Raw genomic sequence first — 8,845 nt, forward strand, 5'->3', positions numbered from 1 at the left:
CATGGGAACTCCTTGGTCTTGCGTGAAGTTCAGGCGGCCTCGAAGCGCACGTCTTGCGCGCCCTCCCACAGCACCCGCCGGCCGAGTTCGCGCAACTGCTCGCGCCCCTCGACGATGCTCAGGAAGTGGTTGCCCGCGAGCTGGCCCATGCGGCTCGAGAAGCTGCAGGCGCCGTAGGCCAGGATGATCTCGGTCTCGCTGTAGCCGCCGGGGTAGAACAGGATGTCGCCCACCGAGGGATGGCTGGTGTGGTTCTCGAAGCCCACGCCGAGCTGGAAGTCGCCCAGCGGCACCCAGCAGCCCTCGCCGCTCCAGCGCACGTGGATCAGCTTCTGCCGGTAGGGCAAGAGCTTCGAGAACGCGGCCACGGTGAGCGGCGCGTCGGGATGGGTCTGGGCCACGAAGCGCAGGTCGCCCGCGGTGATGAGGATGCGTGTGGAAGTCATTGGAGGTCGTCCCTGGTTCAGGCCATGGCCATGTCGGTCTTGCGCTGGGCCCAGCCCGTCATGCGCCGCTCGACGAGGGCCGACACCGCATACAGCAGCACGCCCATCGCCGCGAGCAGGAACAGGCCCGCGAACACCATCGGCACGTCGAAGTTGCCGCTGGCGATCATCATCACGGTGCCGATGCCCTTGTTGGCCGCCACGGTCTCGCTGAGCACAGTGCCCACGAAGGCCAGCGTGATCGCGATCTTGAGCGAGGCGAACAGGTAGGGCAGCGTGCGCGGCAGGCCCACGTTCCAGAGGATGTCGCGCTTGCGCGCGCCGAGCACGCGCAGCACGTCCTCGAGCTCGGGCTCGGTGCTCGCGAGGCCGGTGGCCACGTTGACCACCACCGGGAAGATGCTGATCACCATCGAGGTCAGGATCGCGGGCACGGTGCCGGCCCCGAACCACACCACGAACAGCGGCACCACCGCCACCTTCGGAATGCTCGAGAAGCCCACCAGCAGCGGATAGGTCACGTCGTAGGCCAGCTTCGAGGAGCCGATGGCCACGCCGATCAGCACGCCAGCGGCCACGCCCAGCACGAAGCCCGCGAGCGTGGTGTAGAGCGTCTGCACGGTGTGCGGCCACAGCAGCGGCATCTTCTCGAGCAGCACATGGGCGATCTGGCTCGGCCGCGGCAGCACCAGGTCGGAGATGCCGCCGGCCAGGCAGGCCAGCTCCCACAGCACGAAGAAACCGAGCAGCGCGCCGGTCGACAGCAGGCGCTGGCGCAGCACGGGGGAGATCGCGTTCATGCCGCCACCTCCGCGACCAGCGGCTCGGCCGCTGCACCTTCGGGCACCGCGTCGCCACCGCGGCGCGCCTGCGCGATGCGCATGCGCAGCTGCTGCACCAGCGCCGCGAACTCGGGCGCATAGCTGCTCTCCAGCGTGCGCGGCCGCGCGAAGCCGACCTCGCGCGTCTCGAGGATGCGGCCCGGCCGCGCGCTCATCACGCAGATGCGGTTGGCCAGGTAGGCCGACTCGCGCAGGTCGTGCGTCACCAGCAGCACCGTGGGCCGGCGCGCGATCCACAGCGATTGCATGATGTCCCACAGCTCCTCGCGCGTGAACTGGTCGAGCGCGCCGAAGGGCTCGTCGAGCAGCAGCAGCTCGGGCTCGTGCACCAGCGCGCGGCACAGCGAGGCGCGCTGCAGCATGCCGCCCGAGAGCTGCCAGGGCCGCTTGTCGCCGAAACCCTTCAAGCCGACCTGGGCCAGCAGCGCGTCGGCGCGCTCGGCGTATTCGCCGCGCTTCTTGCGCCGGTAGTCCTGGCGAAACGGCTCGACGATCTTCAGCGGGATCATCACGTTCTCGCGGATCGTGAGCCAGGGCAGCATGGTCGGGTTCTGGAACGCGAGGCCGATGCGCAGTCGCGGCGCGGCCGAGGCATGGCTGCCGGCGGGCGTGCGCACGCCCACGGCGCCCACCTCGCGCCCGCCCGCGATCACGGCGCCGGCGCTGGGCCGCAGCAGCCCGGCCACCAGCTTGAGGATGGTCGACTTGCCGCAGCCGCTGGGGCCGACCAGCGCGACGAAGTCGCCCTTGTCGATGCCCAGCGTGGTGTGGTCCAGCGCGATGGTGCCGCCGCCGTAGCGCAGCATCACGTCCGACAGTTGGATGAAGGCTCGTTCCATGGTCGCTTTCAGGAAGAAGGAGAGGACGCGTGCGCGTCCTCGACGCGCACGATCGCGGCCACCGGACCGCCGCCCGCGGGCCCCTGGTGCTCCGCGCCGCCCGAGACATAGAGCGCGGTGTGGCCGGCCAGCGAGGCCAGCACGCCGCCGACCACCGCGCGCGCATGGCGCGTGGCATGGATGTCGGAGTCGTTGAGCATGGTGTGGCGCTCGCCACGCACGCGGCCGTCGGGGCTGGCCTCGGCCTTGGCGAGCAGGTTCACGAGCCGGCGCGAGACGGCCTGCGCATCGCGCTCGGCATCGAGGCCGAAGGCATCGCGCAGCAGCGCGCGCACGCTGTGGCCGTCGATCGCGTCGCGCATCACGCCGTGGGCGATGCGCAGCGCCGAGGCGCTGGCGCGCGCCTCGCCGAGCACGATGACCACGTTGCCCTCGAGCTCGATGCCGGCCGAGGCCGAGGCGCGCGCCGAGTAGGCGCTCCAGTCGGCCATCACGCTGGCGTCGCCGATATCGGCGCGCGCCACCTCGCCGAGCGCCACCGCCACGCCGAGCGCCGAGGCGCCGCGCGAGTAGCCCATCGACTCGTAGCTGTCGTGCGTGACCGGCGCGGCACCGCGCGCGAGCGCGGCCGCCACCTTGGCCGAGGTCAGCAGCGGGCACTTGACCTGCACGAAGTGCACGTCGTGCGTGCCGTCGATGCCCGCGTCGCGCATCGCCGCGGCCACGGCCTCGGCGGTGGCGTCGATCTGCGCGGCACGGCCCATCTCCTCGGGCAGGAAGTCGCGCGTGTGCGCCACGCCGACCACCAGCCGCTTCTCGCCATGCGCCGGCGCTGCCTCGTCGCGCCAGCGCCGCGCGAACACGGTGAAGTGCGGCGAGAGCACGCCCTCGGTGCCGCCCGACATCACGAGCGCCACCTGGCGGTGCACGGCTTCGGGCGTGCAGCCGAGCGCGCCCGCGAGCAGCTGGCACCAGGCCGCGGAGGCGTACTCGCGCGTGAAGTCGTTGACGCAGCCGTTGCCCTCGGTCTTGCCCATCACCGCGACGATCTCGGACGGCACGAGCTCGCCCGCCTCGATCAAGGCCCGCGCGCCGCGCAGGTCGCCGGGCCCGCTGCACGCGATGCGCCAGACGCGCACCTCCTGGATGCGATCTGCGCTCATGCCGCGTTCCAGTCGATCTCGCCGACCGGCACCGCATTCACGGGCACGCCCGGCGGCGTCTCAAGGATCGCGCTGCTGTAGTGCTCGGTGTTGCGCGGCTTGGCCACCGGCATGCGCTGCACGCCCTTCACCGAGCGGCCCCAGCCCGCGGCCTCGGCCACCAGCCGGCCGTCGCGCATCACGAAGCGCCCGCGCAGCAGGGTGTGCAGCGGATAGCCGCGCACCGCGCGACCGTTCCACGGCGAGATCTTGCTGATGCTCTGCAGCTTGTTCTGCGACAGCACGCCCGCACGGTTCATGTCGACGAAGGCGATGTCGGCATGCGCGCCCGGCGCGATCACGCCCTTGGTGCCGTACAGGCCCCAGGCCTTGGCCGGGTTGACCGAACTCCAGCGCACGTAGTCCATCAGCGAGGCGCGGCCGCGGTTGACCTCGGTCAGCATCAGCGGCATCTGCGTCTCCACGCCCGGGAAGCCGCAGTCGCAGTCCCAGATGCTTTCGCGCGTCTTCTCCTCGGGCGCGTGCGGCGCATGGTCGGTGGCGATCATGTCGAGCGTGCCGTCGAGCAGCGCGTCCCACAGCGGCTGGTTGTGGCGCGGCTCGCGGATCGGCGGGTTCAGCCGCATCACGCCGCCGAGCGTGCGCATGTGGTCGGTGTTGAGCAGCAGGTACTGCGGGCAGGTCTCGGCCGTCACGTCGACGCCGCGCGCGCGCGCCGCGCGCAGCAGGTAGAGCGAGTCGGCCGCGCTGTGGTGCGCGATGTGCACGCGCGCGCCGGTCCATTCGGCCAGGGTGAGCACGCGGCCGATGGCCTCGATCTCGGCCACCGCGGGCCGCGCCGCCAGGTGCGCCATCGCGTCGATGCGCCCGGCCGCCTGCATCTTCTTCTGGCGCCGGAACAGGATCGAGGAGTTCTCGGCATGCACCACGGTGCGGATGCCCAGCGGCGCGAGCTTCTCGAAGCCCTCGAGCAGCGCGCCGTCGGTGGGCGCGGGCAGGTTGCCGAAGGTGTTGCCGACGAAGGCCTTGAAGCTGGTCACGCCGGCGTCGAGCAGTTCCTCGAGCCGCTCGACGGTGTCGTCGCCGAGCAGGCCATGGATGCCGAAGTCCACGTACGAGGACTCGGCCGCCTTCTGCTTGAGGCGCAGCGCCTCGACGGTGCCGGTCGGCGGGTTGGTGTTGGGCATCTCGAACACGGTGGTCACGCCGCCGAGCGCCGCGGCCGCCGAGCCGGTCTTCCAGGTCTCCTTGTTCGGATAGCCGGGATCGCGGAAATGCACGTGGCTGTCGATGGCGCCCGGCAGCAGGTGCAGGCCGTCGGCGCGCATCTCCTCGCGCGCGCTCGGCATGGTGTCGTCGTGGCCCACGGCCACGATGCGCTCGCCGGCGATCGCGACGGCGGCTTCGAAGATGCGGTCCGGCGACACCACCTGGGCGCCGCGGATGACGAGGTCGACTTCCTTCATGCTTCGTTCCCCCGCGTTCAGAGCATGGCCCAGCCGCCATCGACCGGCAGGTCGACGCCGGTGATCTGGCGCGAGACCTCGCTGGCCATGAACAGGCAGGCGTTGGCCACGTCGGCGTCGGTGGAGACGCGGCGCAGCGCGTAGTCGGCCGCGTGGCGCGTCATCGCCTCCTCGAGCGTGATGCCCAGCTTCTCGGCCATGTTGGCGCACACCTTCTCGCGAAAGCGCGGCCCGTCGACCATGCCCGGCGCGACGCAGTTGACGTTGATGCCGTGCGGGCCGGCCTCGAGCGCGAAGCTCTTGGTGATGCCGCGCAGCCCCCACTTCGAGGCCGAGTAGGCGAGCCGGCCGGCGCGCCCGCGCATGCCGAAGGTGCCGCCGACGTTGACCACCTTGCCGCTCTTGCGCTCGATCATCGAGGGCAGCACCGCGTGCATGGTGTTGAAGCAGCCCGTCATGTTGAGCTGCACGATCTCGTCGAACTCCTCGCTCGTGGTCTCCCAGCCGGTCTTGCCGATCGGGCCCGAGCCGCCGGCCACGTTGACCAGGATGTCGATGCGGCCGAAGGCCTCGAGCGCATGCGCGGCCAGCGCCTCGGTCTGCGCGCTCTTCGTGAGATCGCAGGGCACCACGATGGCAGCCACGCCGAGCGCGCGCGCCTCGGCGGCCACGGGCTCGATGGCGGCGGTGTCGCGGCCGGCCAGCACCAGCTTCGCGCCTTCGCGCGCGAAGGCCAGCGTCACGGCGCGTCCCATGCCCTTGGCGGGGCCGGTGATGAGCGCCACCTTGTCCTTGAGTTGCAGGTCCATGTTCGTCTTTCTCTGTTCGTGTCGTTGTGGCGGGGTTCAGGGTTGGCGGTCCAGGCTCGAGGGCCGCTCGGCGCGCGCGGGCAGGAAGCCGCGGTCGAAGACCTCGGCCACCGTGGGCTTGCGCGGCAGCTTGTTGGCATCGGCCACGATCTCGATCCCGCGCTGCATGCGCGCCTCGTCGATGTCGCCCAGGCCGATGCGCGCGATCTCGGGATGGCTCATGTCGTTGCGCAGGGTGGCGAGCAGCTTCTCCTTCTCGACCTCGCGCTTGAGCAGCGGCTCGCGCTTCATCACCGCGGCCACGCCGGCATCGGGATCGGCGATCACGTCCTTGATCGCGCGGTTGAGCGCCTTCACGAAGCCCTGCACCGCCTTCGGGTTGTCCTTCACGAAGGCGCGCGAGAAGAACACGGCGTTCGAATAGAGGTCCATGCCGTGGTCGCCGTAGCGGATGAAGCGCAGGTCCTTCGCGGGATCGAGGCCCATGGCCTTGGCACTGAAGCTCACGGTGGTCACGTAGCCGAAGGCGGCGTCGATCTGGCCGCGGCTCAACATCTGCTCGCGCAGGTTGGGCGCCATGTTGGTGATGTTGACCTTGGCGGGGTCGACGTTGGCGATCTTCGCGAAGGCCGGGAACAGCTTGAGCGCGCCGTCGTTGGCCGGGCCGCCGATGGTCTTGCCTTCGAGGTCCTTGGGCGCGCGGATCGGGCTGTCCTGCTTCACCACCAGCGTGAAGGGCGGCGTGTTGTAGAGCATGTAGACCGCCACCGGCGCATCGGCCGGGCGCTTGGAGGCCAGGTCGATCAGCGCGTTCACATCGCCGAAGCCGGCCTGGTAGGCGCCCGCGGCCACCTTCGGGATCGAGGCGGCCGAGCCCTCGCCCTGGTCGATCTCGACGTCGAGGCCCTCGGCCTTGAAGTAGCCCTTGTCCTGCGCGGTGAAGAACCAGGCCTGCGCGCCTTCGTACTTCCAGTTGAGGACCATCTTGACCGAGGTCTGGGCGGCGGCGCCGGTGGCGGCCAGCGCGAGCGCGCAGGCCGAGAGCAGCGCGGGCATGGGGCGGCGGAAGAGGGACATGTCAGGACTCCTGGTGGGGCGGGGTGGATGCGGTGCGGCGCGAACGCTTCGGCAGCGAGGCCATGAGCGCTTCGGCCGTGGCGACGAAGCCGTGCAGCTGCTGCACGATGAAATGGATGCCGCGCGTGACGTAGGCCGGCGACGGCGTGTTGCAGGCGTCCTTCAGCAGCACGCAGTCGTAGCCGAGGAAGGCCGCGTCCTGCAGCGTGGAGAACACGCAGCGGTCGGTGTTGATGCCCGCGAACAGCAAGGTGGTGATGCCCTGCTGGCGCAGCAGACTGTCGAACTCGTTGTCCCAGAAGCCGCTCAGGCGATGCTTGTGCACGGTGATGTCGGAGGCGGCGACCTCGAGCTCGTCGATCACGCGCGCGCCCCACTCGCCGCGCACCAGCGAGGGGCCGTGGTCGATCGGCGAGCGCTCGGCATAGCCCACGCCGTCGGCGCTGCGCTTGCCCTTGAAGTGGATGGTCGGGCTGAGGTTGCGCGCGTCGGCACGGATGCCCCAGTTGAGCCACACCACCGCGCCGCCGGCCGCGCGCCAGGCGGGCAGCAGGCGCGCGATGACGGGAATGGGCTTGCGCGCGGCCTTCGTGCCCAGGCCCTTCTGCGCGAACCAGCCCTCCGGGTGACAGAAGTCGTTCTGCATGTCGACCACCACGAGCGCGCTGCGCGCGAGGTCGAACTGCACCGGCTGCGGCTGCGCATCGATGCGCACCGGAACGGGCCGCCTTGGTGCGCGCACCAGGCTCACGCCCTGCGCGTCGAGCGTCCAGGCGTTGTGCGCGGCGGGGCCGAAGCGTGCCGGCTGTTCGTCTTTGGTGCGCGGGATATCGGATCGGCGTTTCATGCCCGACCCCCACGCAGTCACCGTGCCAGAAGGTGCTCCGAATCCATACCGTTTCGCGGACCCTGCGTTGCCGCAACGGCAACGCAGCCATGGCCCGGATCATGCAACCGGTCGCGGCCACATCCCTTTGACCAGCGATCCACCATGAACCACCTGCGCTTCCTGCGCTATGCCGACGAGGTCGCCCGCGCGGGCTCGATCCGCCAAGCCGCCGAACGGCTGCATGTCGCGCCCTCGGCCGTGAACCGCCGCATCCAGGACATCGAGGAGGAGCTCGGCACGCCGATCTTCGAGCGGCTGCCGCGCGGCATGCGGCTGACCACCGCGGGCGAGCTGTTCATGCGCTATGTGCGCGGCCGCGCGGCCGACCTCGAACGCGTGCGCTCCGAGATCGAGGAGCTCAAGGGGCTGCGCCGCGGCACGGTGCGGGTGGTGGCGAGCCAGGCGCTGGCGCCGCGCTTCCTGCCCGCGGCGATCCACGACTTCCGCCGGAGCCATCCACTGGTGGCCTTCGAGGTGCGCATCGGCGACCACGTGCAGGCCGCCGAGGCGCTGCGCAGCTTCGGCACCGACCTCGCGCTGGTGTTCAACCTCGCGCCCGAGAGCGACATCGAGCGCCTGACCTCGGTCGAGCAGCGGCTGATGGCGCTGATGCATGCGCGCCATCCGCTCGCGATCGCCACAGGGTCGGCCACCGGCGTGCGGCTGCGCGACTGCGCCGAGTACCCGGTGGTGCTGCCCAACCGCGACACCGGCGGGCGCCAGCTGATCGAGCGCTTCCTCGCGCGCAGCTCGATACGCATCGACGCGATGGTGGAGAGCAACAGCTTCGAGTTCCTGCGCGGCTGCGTCTACGACCGGCGCTCGATCTCGTTCCAGATGGCGATCGGCGCCCTGCCCGACGACCGCGAGGTGGTGGTGCGCGAGATCGAGGACCGCGGCTTCCCGCGCGGCGAGCTGGTGCTCGCGAACCTGCGCGGGCGGCAGCTGCCGGTGATCGCCTATGCGTTCGCGGAGTTCCTGGGCAAGCGGCTGGCGGCGCTCGACTGACTCAGTGCGAGAGCGCCGGCAGCGCCTTCATCAGCGTCTCGCTGAAGGCCCGCAGCGCCTCGGTCTCGTGCGCGCCGCGCTTGGTCACGCGGAAGAAGTCCATGCCCACGCGCGGCTTCACCAGCACGTCGGTCCGCACGCGGTGGCGGCGGCAGGCCGCGAGCGCGAAGGTGGGCATCACGGCGGTGCCGAAGCCGGCCTCGACCATCGAGATCAGCGTGCCGAAGAAGTTGAAGGCGGGCCGCTGCGCGTCGGCCAGGCCCATCTCGCCGAGCTGGCGATCGATCACCTTCTGGATCGGGTTAC

The 8,845-nt window shown here is 70.7% G+C and carries 10 protein-coding genes; 1 reads left to right on the forward strand and 9 read right to left on the reverse strand.

The genetic code is table 11. The features are described 5' to 3' along the window. Positions 1-29: 29 nt before the first annotated feature. The 8 genes from AC27VN_RS23815 to AC27VN_RS23850 are packed head-to-tail and all read right to left on the reverse strand — an operon-like array spanning position 30 to position 7,489. Positions 30-446 (reverse strand): DUF3830 family protein, encoded by a 417-nt coding sequence (locus tag AC27VN_RS23815; RefSeq protein WP_203203782.1) that lies wholly within the window; start codon positions 444-446, stop codon positions 30-32. A 17-nt stretch (positions 447-463) separates the two neighbouring features. Beyond that, positions 464-1,246 (reverse strand): ABC transporter permease, encoded by a 783-nt coding sequence (locus AC27VN_RS23820; protein ID WP_093344073.1) that lies wholly within the window; start codon positions 1,244-1,246, stop codon positions 464-466. Further along, positions 1,243-2,127, reverse strand: a complete 885-nt coding sequence (locus AC27VN_RS23825; RefSeq protein WP_093344071.1) for an ABC transporter ATP-binding protein — start codon at positions 2,125-2,127, stop codon at positions 1,243-1,245. Before AC27VN_RS23825 ends, AC27VN_RS23820 begins: the two co-directional genes overlap by 4 nt. Before the next feature lie 8 nt (positions 2,128-2,135). Beyond that, positions 2,136-3,290 (reverse strand): cyanuric acid amidohydrolase, encoded by a 1,155-nt coding sequence (atzD, locus tag AC27VN_RS23830; protein WP_490878104.1) that lies wholly within the window; start codon positions 3,288-3,290, stop codon positions 2,136-2,138. Further along, a complete protein-coding gene (gene allB, locus AC27VN_RS23835) occupies positions 3,287-4,756 on the reverse strand; it encodes an allantoinase AllB (protein WP_490878105.1) in 1,470 nt (489 codons plus the stop codon). Before allB ends, atzD begins: the two co-directional genes overlap by 4 nt. A gap of 17 nt (positions 4,757-4,773) precedes the next feature. Beyond that, positions 4,774-5,565, reverse strand: coding sequence for an SDR family NAD(P)-dependent oxidoreductase (locus AC27VN_RS23840; protein WP_395349350.1), 792 nt, complete (start codon positions 5,563-5,565; stop codon positions 4,774-4,776). Positions 5,566-5,601: 36 nt separating this feature from the next. Further along, positions 5,602-6,642 carry an ABC transporter substrate-binding protein gene (locus AC27VN_RS23845; protein WP_490878106.1) on the reverse strand — a complete coding sequence of 347 codons (1,041 nt, stop codon included), beginning with the start codon at positions 6,640-6,642 and terminating at the stop codon, positions 5,602-5,604. A 1-nt stretch (position 6,643) separates the two neighbouring features. After that, positions 6,644-7,489, reverse strand: coding sequence for a cysteine hydrolase family protein (locus AC27VN_RS23850; protein ID WP_490878107.1), 846 nt, complete (start codon positions 7,487-7,489; stop codon positions 6,644-6,646). 144 nt (positions 7,490-7,633) lie between these two features. Here AC27VN_RS23850 and AC27VN_RS23855 point away from each other — a divergent pair, with 144 nt between their 5' ends. After that, a complete protein-coding gene (locus tag AC27VN_RS23855; RefSeq protein WP_490878108.1) occupies positions 7,634-8,539 on the forward strand; it encodes a LysR family transcriptional regulator in 906 nt (301 codons plus the stop codon). 1 nt (position 8,540) lies between these two features. Here the strand turns inward: AC27VN_RS23855 and AC27VN_RS23860 are convergent. After that, positions 8,541-8,845: LysR substrate-binding domain-containing protein (locus tag AC27VN_RS23860; protein WP_490878109.1), on the reverse strand; the 305-nt coding region annotated here is incomplete at its 5' end.

The organism is Variovorax sp. 20P10.2.4 (genome assembly GCF_058244205.1).

Bases quoted from the DNA above. Each gene is read 5' to 3' on its own strand.
- AC27VN_RS23815 (WP_203203782.1), bottom strand. From the start codon at position 446: ATGACTTCCACACGCATCCTCATCACCGCGGGCGACCTGCGCTTCGTG.
- AC27VN_RS23820 (WP_093344073.1), bottom strand. From the start codon at position 1,246: ATGAACGCGATCTCCCCCGTGCTGCGCCAGCGCCTGCTGTCGACCGGC.
- AC27VN_RS23825 (WP_093344071.1), bottom strand. From the start codon at position 2,127: ATGGAACGAGCCTTCATCCAACTGTCGGACGTGATGCTGCGCTACGGC.
- atzD (WP_490878104.1), bottom strand. From the start codon at position 3,290: ATGAGCGCAGATCGCATCCAGGAGGTGCGCGTCTGGCGCATCGCGTGC.
- allB (WP_490878105.1), bottom strand. From the start codon at position 4,756: ATGAAGGAAGTCGACCTCGTCATCCGCGGCGCCCAGGTGGTGTCGCCG.
- AC27VN_RS23840 (WP_395349350.1), bottom strand. From the start codon at position 5,565: ATGGACCTGCAACTCAAGGACAAGGTGGCGCTCATCACCGGCCCCGCC.
- AC27VN_RS23845 (WP_490878106.1), bottom strand. From the start codon at position 6,642: ATGTCCCTCTTCCGCCGCCCCATGCCCGCGCTGCTCTCGGCCTGCGCG.
- AC27VN_RS23850 (WP_490878107.1), bottom strand. From the start codon at position 7,489: ATGAAACGCCGATCCGATATCCCGCGCACCAAAGACGAACAGCCGGCA.
- AC27VN_RS23855 (WP_490878108.1), top strand. From the start codon at position 7,634: ATGAACCACCTGCGCTTCCTGCGCTATGCCGACGAGGTCGCCCGCGCG.